The sequence below is a fragment of the Mesorhizobium sp. B2-4-19 genome, from assembly GCF_006441315.1.
GTDB lineage: Bacteria > Pseudomonadota > Alphaproteobacteria > Rhizobiales > Rhizobiaceae > Mesorhizobium.
The window spans coordinates 23,347-41,308 of sequence record NZ_VFUV01000007.1 but is presented as its reverse complement, the minus strand read 5'-3'; the positions used below and the strand labels follow the sequence as shown (position 1 = coordinate 41,308).

The following is a 17,962-nucleotide window of genomic DNA, read 5'->3' as shown; positions in this document are numbered from 1 at the left end:
CCCGGTGGCCTTTGCCTGGCTCCCGGGTGCTTTAAGCGATATCGCGCATGGCGCGGCCACGACGATCCTGCTGATCGCCGTGACCACGCTGGCCGGCACGCTGCTCAGCATCCTGGGCGCCGCAGGCCGGCGAAACGGCCCCGCGCTGCTGCGTCACGCCATCGCCTGGTATGTCGAAGTGATGCGCAACACGCCGTTCCTGGTGCAGCTGTTCTTCATCTTCTTCGGCCTGCCCAGCCTCGGCATCAGGCTCGACCCGATCCTGGCCGCCATGCTGGCGATGACGCTCAACATGGCGGCCTATACGATCGAGATCGTCGGGGCCGGGCTCGATGCCGTGCCGGGCGGGCAGACGGAAGCCGCCCTGGCTTTGGGGCTGCGGCCCCGCCAGGTGTTCATCAAGATCGTGCTGCCGCAGGCGCTCAAGATCATTTATCCGGCGCTGACCAGCCAGATCGTCATCATGATGCTGGAATCGGCCGTCGTGTCGCAGATCGCGGTGCGCGAGCTGACCTATGAAGCCGACATGCTGCAGGCGCGCACCTTCCGGTCGTTCGAGACCTATTTCGTCGTGACGCTGGTCTACCTCGCAATGTCGATGGCCTTGCGCCGGCTTCTGGTCACCGGCGGCCGCCGCGCGCTCGGAGCGGGCGTATCATGATCGAGTTCACTTTCTGGGACATCGTGCGCAACCTTCTGCTCGCCACACGCTGGACGGTGCTGTTGTCGCTGGCGGCCTTCGTCGGCGGCGCGCTGGTCGGCATGGCGGTGCTGTTCTTCCGGATCTCCAAGCATAAATGGAGCCGGCGCCTTGCCTCGGGCTATATCGCCCTGTTCCAGGGGACGCCGCTGCTGATGCAGCTCTTCCTGATGTTCTTCGGCCTGCCAATGCTCGGCCTGCGCATCGAGCCCTGGACCGCGGCGGTGCTCGGCCTGACCTTCTTCGCCAGCGCCTATCTCGCCGAGATCTGGCGCTCCGGCGTCGATGCCTTGCCGCGCGGCCAGTGGGACGCCGGCGCCAGCCTTGGCCTGCACTATCTGCAGGAGCTCAGGCTGATCATCCTGCCGCAGGCATTCTCGATCACCCGCGCGCCGACGGTCGGCTTCCTGGTGCAGCTGATCAAGTCGACGGCGCTGACCTCGATCATTGGCTTCGAGGAACTGGTGCGGACCTCCAACGCCATCAACAACGCCACCTTCGAACCGTTCAAGGTCTATGGGCTGGTGGCGCTGATCTTCTTCCTCATGTGTTTCCCGCTGACGCAATATGCCCGTTCGCTCGAAAAGCGCGCGGCGGTCCGCTAGATCCAGGCGGGATAACCAAGATGGAGTGGACAACGGGCTTGTCCGCTTCCCGCGATAAGCAGGGACAAGCCGCTATCCCCATGCGTTATTTCAGAGGCAGGAAGAGTTCGACGACCACTTCGTGCAGCGGGCCTTCCGCGAGGCGGGACAGCCGGCGCTGGCAATAGACCGGAAAGTCGCGCACTTCCTCGCCGCTGGCCGGAAGCCATTCACGATAAAGGTAGAGTGCTGCGGGTTCGAGATTGTTGGTGTTGCCGGGGTAGCGCAGCACCGCGCAGCGTCCGCCGGGGATCACGCCGGCCTTCATCTGCCCGTCTTTCTCATCGATCGGCTGATCGGTCCCGACACAAATGTCCATGCTGTAGTCAGCCGCGATGGCGGGCTCCCTTTCGGAACGGAAGACGTTGAAGGTCGGGCTTGTCTCGGGCGACAAGCCCACGGCCTTGCGCCAGGCGATGAACCGCTGGATGGTGTCCTGGAGTGTCGCCCGGTCGCCGCGATGTTCCATGATCGCCACCGGTGTGGGCGGCACATCGCGGATCGTCACGTCGTCGTGGTCAAAGATGATCTGCATGAGCGTGTTCCTTGCTTTGTCGAAAGGCCCGAAGGCCATGAGCCACGGCCCCCAGTCGGGAGATTTCCGAAACGACGAAGGCGACTGTCCGAACCGTTGCCGAAAGGCGCGGGCGAAGGCATCCGGTGCGTCGTAACCGGCATCCATCGCTATATCGGTGACGCTTTGGGCGTCGCTCGCCGCAAGCCTGTGCGAAGCGCGCTTCATGCGGGCGAGTTGGACATAGCGGTGCACGGACAGCCCGAAGGTGGCCATGAACTGCCGGTGGAAATGGAATTTTGAGAACGCCGCGACGCCGCTCAATGCTTCCAGGCCCAGATCGCCGTCCAGATGCTGGTCTATGTGGTCCAGCACCCGCTGCATCCGGGCATGGTAGTTTTCAACGGACGCCTTCACCGTCTCTTCCTCCGTGGCAGCACCAGATAGGCGCTACCAGATTTGTCGCGCTCGACCGATCTTGCGCTTTGGCCTGGTCGGTTTTCCCTGTCTTCACCACGCAGCCGTGATTTGCGGTAGGCCCTGTCGCGCCTCAATGTGAGCGCAACGGCTTTCCGGGAGAGAGGGGCTTTGGCGATGCAGGCGAAATATCGTGTCGCTCTCGCGGGCCTGTTTGCCTTTTGGATGACACAGCCGGCCGCGGCAACCTCCCAGGAACCCGATCGCGTCAGCATACCGGCCGACGGCAAGAACGAGCCGGCGACGCTGGACGCAATGCTGTTCAAGCCGCAAGGCCAAGGGCCGTTTCCGGCGGTCGTGGCCATGCATGGCTGCAGCGGCCTGTGGAGCAGCAAGAACAAGACGGAACTCGGCCCGCGCCATGCCGATTGGGGCCGGCGCCTGGCCGCTCTCGGCTATGTCGTGATCTTTCCGGACAGTTTCGGCTCGCGCGATCTGGGTCCGCAATGCAAGAACGGCGACCGCGAGGTCGAACCCTATCGCGAGCGCGTGGAGGATGCGAATGCCGCCCGCCGCTATCTGCAGACGCTGGCCTATGTGAGACCTGCCGCCATCGCCTTGCTTGGCTGGTCGAATGGCGGCTCGACCGTTCTTTACACGGTCCGGCCGAAGGATACTCCGAAGCCGGATTCGCCGGACTTCCGCGCGGCGGTCGCTTTCTATCCGGGCTGCACGGCTCCGGCCGAAAAAGGCGATTGGGCGACCCGTGTGCCGCTGCTGATCGTGATGGGCCAGGCGGACGACTGGACACCGGCCAAGCCGTGCAAGGCGCTGGCGGACGCAAACCCCGACAGCGTGAAGCTCATCCTCTATCCCGGCGCCTATCATGATTTCGACAATGAGGCGCAGAAACTGCACGAACTGCATGGGCTGGCCTACACCGCCAATGGCGACGGCGTGGCCCATGCCGGATTGAATCCGGCAGCACGGGCGGCCGCACTCAAGGACGTGCCTGACTTCCTCGCCATGCTGAAGCAATAGGAAGGCCACAAGGTTACCCGGCAGCCGTCCGCTTCAATGCCCGAAAGCGAGCGGCGGTGCGATCCGGTCGCGGCGCAGCCAGCGCGCCAGGAGCAGCGCCGCCACCACCGCCAGCCCCGATGACAGGCCGATCCAGATGCCGACGCCGTGGAAGCCGGAATGGAAGGCGAGCAGCACGCCGAGCGGCAGGCCGACGCCCCAATAGCCGATCGCCGCATAGATCATCGGCACCTTGGTGTCGTGCAGGCCGCGCAGCATGCCGGCGGCCACCGCCTGCGCGCCGTCGAAGACCTGGAACAGTGCGGCAAACACCAGGAACGACACGGCAAGCGCGATCACCCGGGCATTGGCTGGGTTGGCGAGATCGATGAAGGCGCTGATCAGCAGATGCGGCCACAGCACCATCACCAGCCCCATCAGCGCCATGAACGAGACGCCGATGACGAAGGCGGTCCAGCCGGCACGCGACACGCCTTCCGGATTGCCGGCGCCATGCGCAAGGCCGACGCGCACCGTCACCGCCTGGTTGAGACCGAGCGGAACCATGAACGAGATCGAGGCGATCTGGATGGCAATGGCATGCGCGGCAAGCGAATCCGCGTCGATCAGGCCCATCAAAAGGGCCGCCGCGTTGAAGATCGTCACCTCGAAGGCGAGGATGCCGGCGATCGGCAGGCCGAGCCGCAGCAGGCCCTTGAAGCGCGGCCAGTCGGACCGCCAGAAGCGGCCGAACAGGCGGTAGCGCCGGAACTTCTTCTCCAGCATCACCACGAGAGCCATGCCGATGACCATCAGCGTGCTGGAGAGCGATGTGGCAAGGCCCGAGCCGGCAATGCCCATGGCCGGGACACCGAGATTGCCGAACATGAACACCCAGTTGAACAGCGCGTTGCAGGCGACGGCGACGAACACGATGATCAGCGCCCAGCCCGGCCGCTCCAGCGCCGAGATGAACGAGCGCAGCACGATATAGCCGTAGAAAGGCAGCACCGCCCATTCCAGCCAGCGCAGATAGATGCCGGCCTGATGCGCCAGCGCGGGTTCCTGGCCCATCGCCAGCAGGAGCGCCTCGCCGTGCCAGAGCACGATCCAGATCGGGATCGAGATCAGGATCGCCAGCCACAGGCCCTGGCGCACGGTGCGGCGCAGGTCACGCACCGAATAGCGGCGGCGGCCAAGCTCGGTGGCGATCATCGGCGACGTCGCCAGCATCAGGCCGAGGCCGAAGATCAGCGGCATGAAATAGAGGTTGGCGCCGAGCGCGCCGCTGGCCAGCGTATCCGGCCCGAGCCTGCCCATCATCATGACGTCGGTGGCCGTCATCGCGGTCTGGCCGAGATTGGTCAGCACCATCGGCCAGGCGAGCGCCAGCGTCGCCCTGATTTCCTGACGCCAAAGATTTTCCGGCGCGCGAGCGCCGGCTTCGATCGCAGACATTGTTCCGCTCTTTCAAGGTTGCGGCGCATCGGCACAAGGCCGGAAGCCGCATTGCAAACGGCAAAACCTTCGGTTTCGCGGCGTTTGCGCCGTCTATTGAACGAAATGCGACATGATGGCAAGGGAGGAGGGGCGGGCACCGATTGAGCCAGCGCCATGCCAGGGGGCCGTCGCTTCGTTCCCTTACCGGCCGCTGGCTGTTAGGGATTGCCGTGGAGACCGGCAGCCAGGGAACCCCCCGGGAGGAATGGATGGCGTTCAGGCAGCGAAAAAACACGGCCGCGATTCCGCGCACGGTGCCGGCTTTCGAGCACATCGTCACCGAAGCGAGCGACAGTTTCCTGTGGCGGCTGGATGACTATCCCTGGGAACGCAATGTCTGGAACTTCCATCCGGAATACGAAATCCACCTGCTGCGGAAATCCTCCGGCGTGGTCCTGGTCGGCGATCACATCGGCGAATTCGGGCCGGGCTACCTGACCATCGTCGGCGGCGGCCTGCCGCATGATTGGGTGACGGCGGTGCAGCCGGGCGAGTTGATCGAAGGTCGCGACATCGTCCTGCAATTCGATGCGCAGAGGCTGCGCGGCTCGGCGGGACTGTTGCCGGAACTGCGCGAACTGGAGCCGTTCCTCGAGCGGTCGCTGCGCGGCATGGTCTTTCAAGGCCGCACGGCACTGGAAGGCGCCGAACTGATGGAGCGGATGGGAACCGTGCATGGGCTCGCCCGTCTCTGCCTGTTCCTCGAACTTGTCGACCTCCTGGCCAAAACCGACGAATACGAGCTCTTGTCGTCGCCGGATTTCTCGCCGGTTCTCGACGCCGCCTCGCTCGACATCATCCAGCGCACCCTGACCTATCTGTTCCAGCATTTCGCCGAGGATCTGAGGCTGCCCGACGTTGCCGAACGCGCCGGAATGAGCGAGAGCACATTCTCGCGCTTCTTCCAGAAGAACACCGGCAACTCCTTCAGCGACCACCTCGCCAAGCTCCGGCTCTGGCAAGCCTGCAAGCTCCTGGCCGACACCGATGTCGCGATCACCGACATCTGTTTCCAGGTCGGCTACATGAACATCTCCAACTTCAACCGCGCCTTCCTGCGCAAGCACAAGATGACGCCGTCCTCCTATCGCAAGCTGTCGCGCCAGCGCCTGACGATGCGCGCATAAGCACAGCCTAAATCAGCGGCTTTCACGCGATCGATACTCATGTGACGGACTTCGTTGCAGAGCACCAGATTTTGCGCTGCACAATGCATAAAAGTACAGGTTTGTTGCAACGGGGCTTCTAGCTTGGCCCGGTTGAACTCCGCATTTTGGCGATGGGTGGCTTGTCGCTCGGGCGATGGTGAGGATCGCGGAGCCCGAGGACTTGCGCTTCCTGCGAATGTTCCTGGAGGAGAAAAATCAATGAAACCAATTCGGCTCGCTGCGGGCTTGGGCGCAGCTTTCATGCTTTCCGCTACCGTATCAACCATCGCGCTGGCGCAGGCGCCGGTCTGCTCGGCGCCTGTCAAGGTGCTGGCGCAGCCGCGCGACGGCCTGACGCTTCTGGAGGACTCCAAGGCCGAGTTCGAGAAGCTTGCCGGCGCCGGCTTCCAGATCGACTATCTGAACGAGAACGACCGCCGGGCGAAATCACGCGCCGATGCGTCCACGGTCGGCAATTACAACGTCTACTATGTCGACGAAGCCAATGTCGCTTTGTTCGCCTCGTCGAAATGGATCGTGCCGCTGACCGATTATTACCCGGCGGACTATGACTATGCCGACTTCGACCCCGGCCGCCAGAAGGTCGCCACCTATGACGGCAAGGTCTGGTTCGCGCCGCTGACCGGCGGCGGCGACCTGATGGTCTACCGCAAGGACGTGCTCGAGGCCGCCGGCATCCAGCCGCCCAAGACGCTGGACGAACTGATCGCCGACGTGCCGAAGCTCACCAACCCGGACAAGGGCATGTATGGCATCGCGCTGCGCGGCGCACGCGGCTCGGGCGCCAATGTCTGGCGCTGGATGCCCTTCTTCAAGGCCTATGGCGGCCAATGGTTCGATGGCGGCAAGCCGGTATTCAACTCGGACGCCGCCGTCAAGGCGACCGAGACCTATCTGAAGCTGTTCAAGGATTCGGCACCCGGCACGCAGACCGGCAGCTGGGATGAATCGACCGGCGCCTTCCTGTCGGGCCAGGTCGCCGTCCTCGTCGAATCGACGCCGCTGTCGGGCATGGCCGTCGATCCGAAGACCTCCCAGGTGGTCGGCAAGATCGGCTTCCTGCCGCCGCCCTCGCCGCTGCCCGGCGGCGGCTACGGCCATGGCCTCGCCATCGCGGCGAAGGCCAATGCCGACGATGCCTCGAAGAAATGCGCCGGCCTGTTCATCGCCTGGGCGACATCGAAGGAAAACGAGAAGCGCCGGCTCGACGCCCACCAGTTCGGCGAGCTGAACCGCACCAGCATCCTGGCCAGCAAGGAGTTCGCCGACATCTACGGCGCCGATCTCGGCCAGGCGCTGGCCGAAACCGGCAAGGTCACCGCGGTCAATTTCTGGCAAGATCCGCGCTGGCCCGATCTCGGCGACCGCTGGGGCATCATCCTCGAGGAACTGGTGACGGGCACCCGCACCGACATCAAGGGCGGCCTCAACGAGCTCGATGCCTATGCCAACGAGCTGGCCAAGAAGAAATAGCGCCATCCTCCCGCCCGTGGCGCGCGGTCCGCGGCATTGTCCGCAATGCCAGGACCTGCGCGCCGCGGGGACTTTGCCCAACGAGAAAATCATGCCGACACGACCGAGACGCAAGCGAGGATAGATGCCCATGGCCCGACGCACGTCGCTCCCTGTCACCTTCGTCGTTCCGACCATCGCCATCCTTCTGGTGCTGTCGATGGTGCCGACGCTCTACGCCATCGTCATCGCCTTGCAGAACCGCGAGTTGAGCACGCCCGATTATTCCTGGGTCTGGCTGTCGAACTTCGTCGACCTGTTCCTCGACCGCCGCTTCCTCAACGCGGTCTGGGTCTCGGTGAAATGGGAGATCGTCACCGTCGTCGCCACCATGGTGGTGGCGATCGGGCTCGGCGTGCTGATGTTCGAGGCCGCCAGCCCACGCCTGCGCAATGTCTACTGCCTGCTCTTCATCATTCCGGTGCTGTTGCCGCGCGTCTCGGCGGCCTTCGTCTGGAAGTTCGCCTACCACCCGCTCTACGGCATCGCCACCTATCCCTACAGGCTCGTCACCGGCGGGATGATCTTCGACCCGTTGTCGAAGCCGGCGACAGCCTTGTTCGCCGTCGCCTCGGTCGATGTCTGGCAATGGGGGCTGTTCTTCGCCGTCATCGTGCTGAAATTGCTCGAAACCCTGCCGCCGCAGCCGATCGAGGCGGCGCGGCTCGACCATGCCAAACGCTGGCAGATTCACGCCTATGTCACCTTGCCGATGCTGAAGGCGCCGCTGATCAGCCTGATGTTCGTCAAGATGATCGAATCGCTGCGCTCCTTCGACCTGATCTATGTCATGACGCGCGGCGGACCGGGCGTGGCGACCGAGACGCTCGACATGTACGCTTTCTCGCAAGGCTTCATCGAATCCGGCAAGGTTTCATACGCCTCGGCCATGGCCGTGCTGATGATGATCGCCACCGTCATCACCTTCACCATGCTGTGGAAGCGGGTGCAGGCATGACGCCCGGCAGACTGATCGGCAAGGCCATTTTGGCGCTGGCTGGGTTCCTGGCCGTGTTTCCGCTGCTGTGGACGGCGCTCAATGCGCTCAAGAACAATGTCGACATCATCACCCGCGTGCCGCGCCTGGTGTTCACGCCGACATGGGCCAACATCGGCTACATTCTCGGCCGCGACAGCGTGCTGACCGGGCTCTACAACTCGGTCGTCGCCTGCGGGTCGGCCGTGCTGATCGGCGTCGTGCTCGGCCTGCCGGCGGCTTACGCGGTGGCGCGCTATCCCAACCGCTGGGCCGGCGACATTCAGTTCTTCGTCCTGTCGCTGCGCTTCCTGCCGCCGGTGGCGGTGGCCATCCCGCTGATGGTGATCTGGCTGCAGGTCGGTCTCTACGACACTTTGCCGGCGTTGATCATCACCTATTCGCTGCTCACCATCTCGGTGATCATGTGGCTCGCCATCCCGGCCTTCCAGAGCGTGCCGAAGGAGATCGAGGAAGCCGCCTTCGTCGACGGCTACGGTGCCTATTCGGTGTTCTGGCGCATCGCGCTGCCCGTGGCGGCTCGCTCCTTGGCAGGGGCGGTCGCTTTCAGCTTCGTGCTGGTCTGGAACGAATTCCTGATCGCGCTGATGCTGTCGAGCTCCAACGCCAAGACCTTGCCGATCGTCGCGTCCGAACTCTCCCAGCAAGGCATGAACGTGCCGTGGGGCATTCTCAACGCCTCGGTCGTGCTCCTGTCGCTGCCGCCGCTGCTGTTCCTCGGCGTGCTCAGCGGCTTCCTGAATTCCGTTTTCCGGCAAAAAAAGACTTGATGTGAGGATTTCCCGATGCGGGCACTGGTGCTTGAGAAAAAAGGCGAACTGTCGCTGCGCGAGATCGCGCTGCCGCTCGATGTCGGACCGGACGACGTCAAGATAGCCATACACACGGTCGGCGTCTGCGGCAGCGACGTGCACTATTACACGCATGGCGCCATCGGCAGCTATGTCGTGCGCGCGCCGATGGTGCTCGGCCACGAAGCCGCGGGGACGGTCGTCGAGACCGGCGCCAATGTCGAGACGTTCAAGGTCGGCGACCGCGTCTGCATGGAGCCGGGCGTGCCGAACCTGTCGTCGCGTGCGACGAAGCTCGGCATCTACAATGTCGACCCCGACGTCAGTTTCTGGGCGACGCCGCCGGTGCATGGCGTGCTGGCGCCCTATGCGGTGCACCCCGCCGCCTTCACCTACAAACTGCCGGACAATGTCTCCTTCGCCGAGGGCGCGATGGTCGAGCCCTTCGCCATCGGCATGCAGGCGGCAAGCCGAGCCCGCATCGTTCCCGGCGATGTCGCCGTGGTCGTCGGCTGCGGCCCGATCGGCATCATGATCGCCCTTGCCGCCCTGGCAGGCGGCTGTTCAAAAGTGCTGATCTCCGATTTTTCCGCGCCCAAGCTGAAGATCGCCGCGCAGTACGCCGGCATCGTGCCGGTCGATATCGGCGAGCAGTCGCTGGTCGACGCGGTCGCGGCGGCGACCGACAAGTGGGGTGCCGACATCGTTTTCGAGGCCAGCGGCAGCCCGAAGGCCTTCGCCGATCTGTTCGATGTCGTGCGGCCGGGCGGCGCGGTGGTGCTGGTCGGCCTGCCGGTGGAACCGGTGGCCCTCAACGTGCCGGCGGCGATCTCGAAGGAGGTGCGCATCGAGACGGTGTTCCGCTACGCCAACATCTTCGACCGCGCCTTGCAACTGATCGCCTCCGGCAAGGTCGACCTTAAGCCGCTGATCACCGGCACCTATGATTTCGCCGACAGCATCAAGGCATTCGAGCGCGCTGCCGAGGGCAATCCGGAAGACGTCAAGCTGCAGATCCTGCTCACCGGCGAGAAGGGATGATCATGTCCGCGATCGTTTGCTCCCATGTCGACAAGGCCTATGGCGCCACCACGGTCATCCGCGATCTCAACCTCAGCATTGAAGAGCACGAATTCGTCGTGTTTCTCGGCCCGTCCGGCTGCGGCAAGTCGACCTTGCTGCGCATGCTGGCGGGGCTGGAGGACATCAGCGGCGGCGAGGTCTCGATCGGCGGCAAGGTGGTCAACGACCTCGATCCGGGCGACCGCGGCATCGCCATGGTATTCCAGAACTACGCGCTCTATCCGCACATGACGATCTTCGACAACATCGCCTTCGGGCTGCGGCGCCAGAAGGTGCCGGCGGCCGAGATCCGCAAGCGGGTCGACGCGGTGTCGAGGACGCTCGGGCTGGACCCTTATCTCGGCCGCAAGCCGGCCGAGCTTTCCGGCGGCCAGCAGCAACGCGTCGCCATTGCCCGCGCGATGATCAAGACGCCGAAAGTGTTCCTGTTCGACGAGCCGCTTTCCAATCTCGACGCCAAATTGCGCAACCACATGCGCGTCGAAATCGCGCGCCTGCACCAGTCGCTGAAGACCACCACCGTCTACGTCACCCATGACCAGCTGGAGGCGATGACGCTGGCCGACCGCATCGTGCTGCTGAAAGAGGGTGTCATCGAACAGATCGGCGCGCCGGCGGAAATCTATCTGCGCCCCGCCAACATGTTCGTGGCCGGCTTCATCGGCACGCCGAACATGAATTTCGTCGAGGTGACGGTCGGCCGCTCAGGCAATGGCTGGACGTTGACCGGCGCCGGAACGGTTCTTTCGATCGAGGGCCGGGGTTTCCATCTGCAGCATGGCGACCGCGCCGTGCTGGGCATCCGGCCGCCGGACCTGAAGACGGCCGGCGCCGCCGGCATATTGCAAGGCACGGCCGATCTCATCGAATTCCACGGCAATGATGCGCTGGTGACATTCGGCTCCGGCGGCAAGGAGATCAGCGCGCTGGTCCCGGCACGTGAATGCCCGGCGCTGAATGCCCCTGTCCGCTACACATTCGAGGAAGAGGCCATCCATTTGTTCAATGCCACGTCAGGCGCGTCGCTGCGCAAGCAGTAGGAGCCCTACCGGATGGCGTCGAGCGCCTGGCGCTGGCGGTGCATCTCCAGGAAGATACGGTAGTCGCGATCGAAGCGGGCACCGGCGGCCGGGTTGGCGGCACGCCTCTTGCCGCCTTGCTGCATGGCAAGACAGGCGGCATTGAGGTCGGGGAAGAGCCCGGCGGCGGTGGCGGCGACCATGCCGGTGCCGAGCAGCACCGCCTCGTCGGCCAGCGGCTCGACCACCGTGCAGCCGGTGGCGTCGGCGTAGAGCTCCATCAGCAGCGGGTTCTTGGTGTGGCCGCCGGTGACATGCAGCGTGTCGATCAGATAGCCGTTCTCGTTCAGCGCCTCCAGCACATGGCGCAGGCCGAGCGCGATGCCGACGGCGGTGCGCCAATAGAGCTTGCACAGGCTGTCGAAGGACGAATCCAGCGTCAGCCCGCTGACGACGCCAACGGCATGCGGGTCGGCGAGCGGCGAACGGTTGCCATGAAAATCCGGCAGCACATGCAATCTTGCGGCGAGGGTCTCACCCTCGGCGGCGCGCAGTTCGGCGACCCGTTTGGCGATTTTGGCATGCATGGCGGCGTCCGGCTCGCCGCCGGCGCCGTGCCAGCGGATAATGTGGTCGAGCAGCGCGCCGGTGGCCGACTGGCCGCCTTCCGACAGCCACAGCTTCGGCAGCGCCGCGCCGTAATAGGGTCCCCAGACGCCGGCGAAGGGTTGCGGGTCGGGCGACATCGCCATGACGCAGCTCGACGTGCCGGCGATCAGCGCCAGATGCCGGCTGATGTCCTGCTCGTCGCCGGCAAAGCCGCCGAGCACGCCAAGCGCGCCGGCATAGGCGTCGATGACCCCGGCGCCGACCCGGCAGCTTTCCGTCAGGCCGAGCTCCGCCGCCGCTTGCGCCGTCAGCGGACCAAGGTCGGCGCCGACCGGACTGGCCCGCTCCGGCAGATTGCCGTGCTCAAAAAGATCGTCGAGGCCGACGATCTCGAAGAAATCGCGCTGCCAGGCGGTGTCTTCATGCGCCAGATAGGTCCACTTCGCCGTCAGCGTGCATTGCGAGCGAGCGAGAGACCCGGTTGCCTGCCAGGTCAGGAAATCGGCCAGGTCGAATAGATAGCCGGCTTCATTCCACGTATCTGACAGATTGCGCTTCAGCCACATCAGCTTCGGTGTCGCCATCTCCGGCGACATGACGCCGCCGATATAGTTGAGCACCTCGTGGCTGCTCGCCGTGCATTCGTCGGCTTCGGCAATGGCGCGGTGGTCGAGCCAGACGATGGTGTCCCAACGCTTCTCGCCGGTGGTCGAAACGCTGAGCTGATCGCCTTGCCGGTCGCGCACGACCAGCGAGCAGGTGGCGTCGAAGGAGATGCCGACGATATCTTGCGCGGCGACGCCGGCTTTTTCACGGGCGGCACGTACGGCGGCGCAGACCGCCGACCAGATATCGCGCGAATCATGCTCGGCATGATCGGGCTTTGGCTGGTTCATGGCGATCGGCCGATCGGCGCGGCCAAGCAAGGTACCACTGGCATCGAGAATGCCCGCGCGAGCGCTCCCGGTGCCGACATCGACCGCGCAAACAAACTGTTTCGTCAAGATGCTCTAACTCTCGCTCCCAGGCCTGCAATCAGATCGGGCAATTGCAGCATGTCAGCGAATATAAAGTCCGGTTCACTCGACGCAAGCCGCGCTTTCAAAGCGGGGTTGCCGGCATGCGCACCGCCGGTGAAGGCAAGGACGCGCATGCCGGCGGCGCGCGCCGCCGCGACGCCGGCCGGACTGTCCTCGATGACGAGGCATTTGCGCGGATGCGCCTGCATGCTGGCGGCGGCGTGCAGGAAAAGGTCGGGCGCCGGCTTTCCCCTGGCCACCATGGCGGCGCTGAACAGATGCGGCTCCATCAACCCGAGCAGACCGGTGACGTCGAGCGCATAGCGGATGCGCTCGAGCGTGCCCGAAGAGGCGACGCAGAACGGCAGGCCGAGCTTCGGCAACATCTCCTTGACGCCTTGGATCGGCTTGAGCTCCTCGCGAAATTTTCGCATCAGGTCGACACGCATGGCGGTCAAATGCTGATCGCTGATCTCCAGGCCGAAGTCGCGGGCAAGGATCTCGCGCACGCTTTTCATGCTCTTGCCGAGGAAATGCTCGTAGGCAGCGTCCTCGCTGACAGTGCCGCCGGCAAGTTCGATCATGCCGAGCAACGCTGAAACGGAGAGCGCCTCGCTGTCGACCAGAACGCCATCGCAGTCGAAGATGACCAGTTCAGGCGTCATGATGGCTGATGGCTCTCAGAGCTTGCCGGCGATGTAGCGGGTCAGCGTGGCGCGCGCGCCATTCGCCCACAACACGGCAAGCGCATGGCCGAAGGCCTCGACGAATGCCGTGGCACGGCCGACATCGCCATAGATATCCTCCATGGCGAGCCAGGCGGCGGGCGCCTCCTTTGCCTCCTTTGCCGTCGTCTGCAGCCGGTCCCAGCTCGGGTCGTTGGGTTCGATGACGGCGCCGCTGTCTGATGTGCCGAAGCAGTAGCGGCACCACAGCGCCGATTCCAGCGCCAGGCCGGCGACGCCTTTTCCGGCCTTCAGGCGGTCGGCGATGGTCGGGATGATGAATTTCGGCTGACGGTTGGAGCCGTCGAGGCAGAGCCGGCGGATGGTATCGCCGATCTTGGGATTGGAGAAGCGCTTCTCGATGAGCTGGTAATAGTCCTCCAGCACTGTGTCCGGCACCGGCGGCACGGTCGGGATGATCTCGTCATGCTCGAGCTTGTCGAGAAAGCCGCGCACCAGCGGCTCCTGCATCGCTTCATGGACGAAATGGATATCCATCAACCCGGCCGGATAGGCGATCGTTGCGTGGCCGCCATTGAGGATGCGGATCTTCATCAATTCGTAGGGCGCAACGTCTTTGACGAACTGCACGCCGACCTTCTCCAACTGCGGACGGCCATCGGTGAAGCGGTCTTCCAGCACCCATTGCCGGAACGGTTCGCAGAACACCGGCCAGGCGTCCTCGACGCCGAAATCCTTGGCCAGTATGCCGCGCTCGCGGTCTGTGGTGGCCGGCGTGATGCGGTCCACCATGCCGTTTGGAAAGGCGACGTTGCTGCTCACCCAACTGGCCAGATCCTCGTCGATCAGCCGCGCCAGGCCGATGACGCCGTCCGAGGTGACATGACCATTATGGGGGATGTTGTCGCAGGACATCACGGTAAACGGCACGGTGCCCTCGTCGCGCCGGCGCAGCAGTCCGGCCAGGATGATGCCGAACACGGTCTTCGGCGTCGCGCCCGGCTGCGCGTCGGCGACGATATCCGGATGGGCCGGGTTGAAGACGCCCGACGCCGGGTCGATGAAATAGCCGCCTTCGGTGATGGTCAGCGAAACGATCTTGATCGCCGTGTCGGCCAGCCGTTCGATGATGCCGGCCGCATCGCCGGGCACCAGGAAGTCGATCATGGCGCCGGTAACGCGGGCGCTCATATGGCCTTCATCCTGCTCGACCACCGTGGTCAGCCAGTCCTGCTCTTGGAGCTTGCCGCGCCCGATCTTCTCGCCCTCGAACACGCCGGCCCCGACCAGCGCCCAGTCATGGCCGACACCTGAATTGAACAGATCGTCGAGATAGACCGCCTGGTGTGAGCGATGGAAATTGCCGACGCCGAAATGCACGATGCCGGCTTTGAGCTTCGAGCGGTCGTATTTCGGAACGGCAACATTGCCGGGCAGGCTGGAGAGGTTTGAAGACGAGAGTTTCACGGTCATCTGTTTTACCCTTTGGCCGGCTTCGGCCTCGTTACTCCGCCCCTCCCGTCCTCTCTGGAGAGGGTAAGGGACGGCATATGCTTATGAGGCCGATGCGGCCTCGGATATCGGCCTCTGCTCCTCGCGGAGGGACGAGAAGCAGAGGCCGCCCCCCTCAACTCATCCACTGGCCGCCATCGACATTGTAGGTCTGGGCGACGATGTATTCGGCCTCGTCGCTGGCCAGGAAGACGGCCATGCCGGCGAGGTCCTCCGGCCTGCCCATCCGGCCGTAAGGCACCCCTTCGCCGACAAGCCGCTTCTTCTCGCCCTTCGGCCGATTCTCATATTTGGCAAACAGGGCATCGACCTGATCCCACATGTCGCTGTCCACGACTCCAGGCGCGATGCCGTTGACGTTGATGCGGTGCTTGATCAGGTCGAGCCCGGCCGACTGGGTCAGCGAAATGACAGCGGCCTTGGTGGCGCAGTAGACGCCGACCAGCGGCTCGCCGCGCCGTCCGGCCTGGCTTGCCATGTTGATGATCCTGCCGCCTCTGCCCCGCGCGATCATCGAGCGGGCCGCCGCCTGCAGCATGAACAGCGTGCCTGCGACATTGACGGAGAACAGTTTTTCATAGCTCGCCCGCGAGATCTCGACGATCGGCGCCAGGTCGAACAAAGCGGCGTTGTTGATCAATATGTCGAGGCCGCCGGTCCTCGTCTCGACCGCCTTCACCGCGGCGTCGATGGAGGTCTGGTCCGTGACATCGAGTTTGACCGCATAGGCCTTGTCGCCGATGTCTGCCGCTGTCTTCCGCGCGGCCTCGAGATTGATATCGGCAACAGCGACGACAGCGCCTTCGCGCGCATAGGCTTCGGCGAAGGCCTTGCCGATACCACGCGCCGATCCCGTGATCAGCGCCGATTTGCCTTTCAGCCTCACGTCGCCATCGCCTTGCCGTCGGGACCGAAGCGATGCAGCTTGGCCTTGTCGGGCGTGAGGTAGATGGTATCGCCATGATGCACGGCCAGTTCGCCGTCGGCACGTACCGTCAGCGGACCGACGCCGTCGGTCTGGACATGCAGGAAGGTGTCGGAGCCCAGATGCTCGGCAACGCCGACGGTGGCCTTCCATTCGCCCGCCGTGGTCGAAATCTGCATGTGCTCGGGGCGAATGCCGATGGTCTTGGCGCTATATTTGGCGGCCGGCGCGCCTTCGACCAGGTTCATCTTCGGCGAGCCGATGAAGCCGGCGACGAACAAATTGCGCGGCGTCTTGTAGAGCTCCATCGGCGAGCCGACCTGCTCGATATTGCCGGCATTCAGCACGACGATCTTGTCGGCCATGGTCATGGCCTCGACCTGGTCGTGGGTGACGTAGATCATCGTCGTCTTGAGCTGGTGGTGCAGTTCGCTGATCTCCAGCCGCATCGTGCCGCGCAGGGCGGCATCGAGGTTGGACAGCGGCTCGTCGAACAGGAAGGCCGAGGGTTGGCGCACGATGGCGCGGCCGATGGCGACGCGCTGGCGCTGGCCGCCGGAGAGCTGGCCGGGCCGGCGTTCGAGATAATTGGTGAGGTTCAGGACGCGCGCCGCGTCCTTCACCTTCCGGTCGATGGTAGCATGGTCCTCGCCCGCCATCTTCAGCGGGAAGGCGATGTTCTTGGCCACCGTCATATGCGGGTAGAGCGCGTAGGACTGGAACACCATGGCGAGCTTGCGCTTGGCCGGCGCCTCGCCGGTGACGTCGCGGCCGTCAATGTTGATGGTGCCGCCGCTGGTGTCCTCCAGCCCGGCGATCAGCCGCAGCAGCGTGGACTTGCCGCACCCGGACGGGCCGACGAAGACGACGAACTCGCCATTCTCGATCACCAGGTCAATGCCCGGAATAATGACCGTCGACCCGAACGATTTGGAGACGTTCTTGAGCGTGATGTTTCCCATGGTTTCCTCCCCGAGGGGTTATTGTCCGACGTTCTTGAGCGTCACGTTACGCCACGGCTTACTTCACGGCGCCAAAGGTCAGGCCGCGCACCAGCTGCTTCTGGCTGAACCAGCCCATGATCAGGATCGGCGCGATCGCCAGCGTCGAGGCGGCCGAAAGCTTGGCCCAGAACAGGCCTTGCGGGCTGGAGAACGAACTGATGAAGGCGGTCAGCGGCGCTGCTTCCGTGGTGGTCAGACGGATCGTCCAGAACGCCTCGTTCCAGGCCAGGATGATGTTCAAGAGCATGGTCGAGGCAATGCCGGGCACCGCCATCGGGGTCAGCACATAGATGATCTCGTTCCACAGCGAGGCGCCGTCCATGCGCGCCGCTTCCAGGATCTCGCCGGGGATCTCGCGGAAATAGGTGTAGAGCATCCACACCACGATCGGCAGGTTGATCAGCATCAGCATGACCATCAGGCCGACGCGGCTGTCGAGCAGGCCGGTGTCGCGGAAGATCAGATAGATCGGGAACAGCACCGCGACCGCCGGCATCATCTTGGTGGACAGCATCCACATCAAAATGTCCTTGGTCCGCTTGGTCGGCGAGAACGCCATCGACCATGCCGCCGGTATGGCGACCAGCAGGGCCAGGACGGTCGAGCCGACCGAGAGCAGCACCGAATTGAAGAAGAACTTGAAGTAGCCGCTCTGCGCCTGAACCTCGGTATAGCTCTCGAAAGTTCCCGACGGGATCAGCGCGAAGCCCTGGATCGCCTCCTGTTCCGACTTGAACGAGGTGATGATCGTATAGAGGATCGGGAAGAAGATCAGCAGGGCGACAATCCAGGCGGCTACCGTCGCGATCGTCTTGTGCTGGGTGGTGACTGCACGGGCCAT

The 17,962-nt window shown here is 64.2% G+C and carries 17 protein-coding genes; 9 read left to right on the top strand and 8 right to left on the bottom strand.

Features of this window, described 5'->3' with window-relative positions; genetic code table 11:
- Positions 1-4 precede the first annotated feature (4 nt).
- Together FJ546_RS14050 and FJ546_RS14045 are read left to right on the top strand one after the other, a co-directional pair.
- Complete coding sequence (locus FJ546_RS14050; RefSeq protein WP_140889891.1) at positions 5-661, top strand: amino acid ABC transporter permease; 657 nt, start codon at positions 5-7, stop codon at positions 659-661.
- Positions 658-1,305, top strand: coding sequence for an amino acid ABC transporter permease (locus FJ546_RS14045; protein ID WP_140889890.1), 648 nt, complete (start codon positions 658-660; stop codon positions 1,303-1,305). Before FJ546_RS14050 ends, FJ546_RS14045 begins: the two co-directional genes overlap by 4 nt.
- 85 nt (positions 1,306-1,390) lie before the next feature.
- Here the strand turns inward: FJ546_RS14045 and FJ546_RS14040 are convergent, their stop codons facing one another.
- Positions 1,391-2,275 carry an AraC family transcriptional regulator gene (locus FJ546_RS14040; protein WP_140889889.1) on the bottom strand — a complete coding sequence of 295 codons (885 nt, stop codon included), beginning with the start codon at positions 2,273-2,275 and terminating at the stop codon, positions 1,391-1,393.
- A gap of 177 nt (positions 2,276-2,452) precedes the next feature.
- On the opposite strand from FJ546_RS14040, the gene FJ546_RS14035 reads away from it, so the two are divergent.
- Positions 2,453-3,316, top strand: a complete 864-nt coding sequence (locus FJ546_RS14035; RefSeq protein ID WP_140889888.1) for a dienelactone hydrolase family protein — start codon at positions 2,453-2,455, stop codon at positions 3,314-3,316.
- Positions 3,317-3,349: 33 nt separating this feature from the next.
- Here FJ546_RS14035 and FJ546_RS14030 read toward each other — a convergent pair whose 3' ends face one another.
- Positions 3,350-4,753 carry an MATE family efflux transporter gene (locus tag FJ546_RS14030; RefSeq protein WP_140889887.1) on the bottom strand — a complete coding sequence of 468 codons (1,404 nt, stop codon included), beginning with the start codon at positions 4,751-4,753 and terminating at the stop codon, positions 3,350-3,352.
- 251 nt (positions 4,754-5,004) lie between these two features.
- Here FJ546_RS14030 and FJ546_RS14025 point away from each other — a divergent pair, with 251 nt between their 5' ends.
- The 6 genes from FJ546_RS14025 (at position 5,005) to ugpC (ending at position 11,387) form a co-directional block, all read left to right on the top strand.
- Positions 5,005-5,922 (top strand): AraC family transcriptional regulator, encoded by a 918-nt coding sequence (locus tag FJ546_RS14025; RefSeq protein WP_140889886.1) that lies wholly within the window; start codon positions 5,005-5,007, stop codon positions 5,920-5,922.
- A 282-nt stretch (positions 5,923-6,204) separates the two neighbouring features.
- Positions 6,205-7,437, top strand: coding sequence for an extracellular solute-binding protein (locus tag FJ546_RS14020; RefSeq protein WP_246686849.1), 1,233 nt, complete (start codon positions 6,205-6,207; stop codon positions 7,435-7,437).
- A 130-nt stretch (positions 7,438-7,567) separates the two neighbouring features.
- Positions 7,568-8,434 carry a sugar ABC transporter permease gene (locus tag FJ546_RS14015; protein WP_140889884.1) on the top strand — a complete coding sequence of 289 codons (867 nt, stop codon included), beginning with the start codon at positions 7,568-7,570 and terminating at the stop codon, positions 8,432-8,434.
- Positions 8,431-9,243 carry a carbohydrate ABC transporter permease gene (locus tag FJ546_RS14010; protein WP_140889883.1) on the top strand — a complete coding sequence of 271 codons (813 nt, stop codon included), beginning with the start codon at positions 8,431-8,433 and terminating at the stop codon, positions 9,241-9,243. Before FJ546_RS14015 ends, FJ546_RS14010 begins: the two co-directional genes overlap by 4 nt.
- A 15-nt stretch (positions 9,244-9,258) precedes the next feature.
- A complete protein-coding gene (locus FJ546_RS14005; RefSeq protein ID WP_140889882.1) occupies positions 9,259-10,305 on the top strand; it encodes an NAD(P)-dependent alcohol dehydrogenase in 1,047 nt (348 codons plus the stop codon).
- Between the two features lie 2 nt (positions 10,306-10,307).
- Positions 10,308-11,387 (top strand): sn-glycerol-3-phosphate ABC transporter ATP-binding protein UgpC, encoded by a 1,080-nt coding sequence (ugpC, locus tag FJ546_RS14000; protein WP_140889881.1) that lies wholly within the window; start codon positions 10,308-10,310, stop codon positions 11,385-11,387.
- Between the two features lie 5 nt (positions 11,388-11,392).
- On the opposite strand, the gene FJ546_RS13995 is transcribed toward ugpC, so the two are convergent.
- The 6 genes from FJ546_RS13995 to FJ546_RS13970 all read right to left on the bottom strand — a co-directional run bounded on the left by FJ546_RS13995 (position 11,393) and on the right by FJ546_RS13970 (position 17,962).
- Entirely contained in the window at positions 11,393-12,979 is a 1,587-nt protein-coding gene (locus FJ546_RS13995; RefSeq protein ID WP_140889880.1) for an FGGY-family carbohydrate kinase, read from the bottom strand.
- On the bottom strand, positions 12,976-13,659 hold the full coding sequence (locus FJ546_RS13990; RefSeq protein ID WP_140889879.1) for an HAD-IA family hydrolase: 684 nt from the start codon (positions 13,657-13,659) through the stop codon (positions 12,976-12,978). Before FJ546_RS13990 ends, FJ546_RS13995 begins: the two co-directional genes overlap by 4 nt.
- 15 nt (positions 13,660-13,674) lie before the next feature.
- Entirely contained in the window at positions 13,675-15,153 is a 1,479-nt protein-coding gene (locus tag FJ546_RS13985; protein ID WP_140889878.1) for a mannitol dehydrogenase family protein, read from the bottom strand.
- A 154-nt stretch (positions 15,154-15,307) separates the two neighbouring features.
- Entirely contained in the window at positions 15,308-16,078 is a 771-nt protein-coding gene (locus FJ546_RS13980) for an L-iditol 2-dehydrogenase (RefSeq protein WP_140889877.1), read from the bottom strand.
- Entirely contained in the window at positions 16,075-17,079 is a 1,005-nt protein-coding gene (locus tag FJ546_RS13975) for an ABC transporter ATP-binding protein (RefSeq protein ID WP_140889876.1), read from the bottom strand. Before FJ546_RS13975 ends, FJ546_RS13980 begins: the two co-directional genes overlap by 4 nt.
- 58 nt (positions 17,080-17,137) lie before the next feature.
- Positions 17,138-17,962 (bottom strand): carbohydrate ABC transporter permease, encoded by an 825-nt coding sequence (locus tag FJ546_RS13970; RefSeq protein ID WP_140889875.1) that lies wholly within the window; start codon positions 17,960-17,962, stop codon positions 17,138-17,140.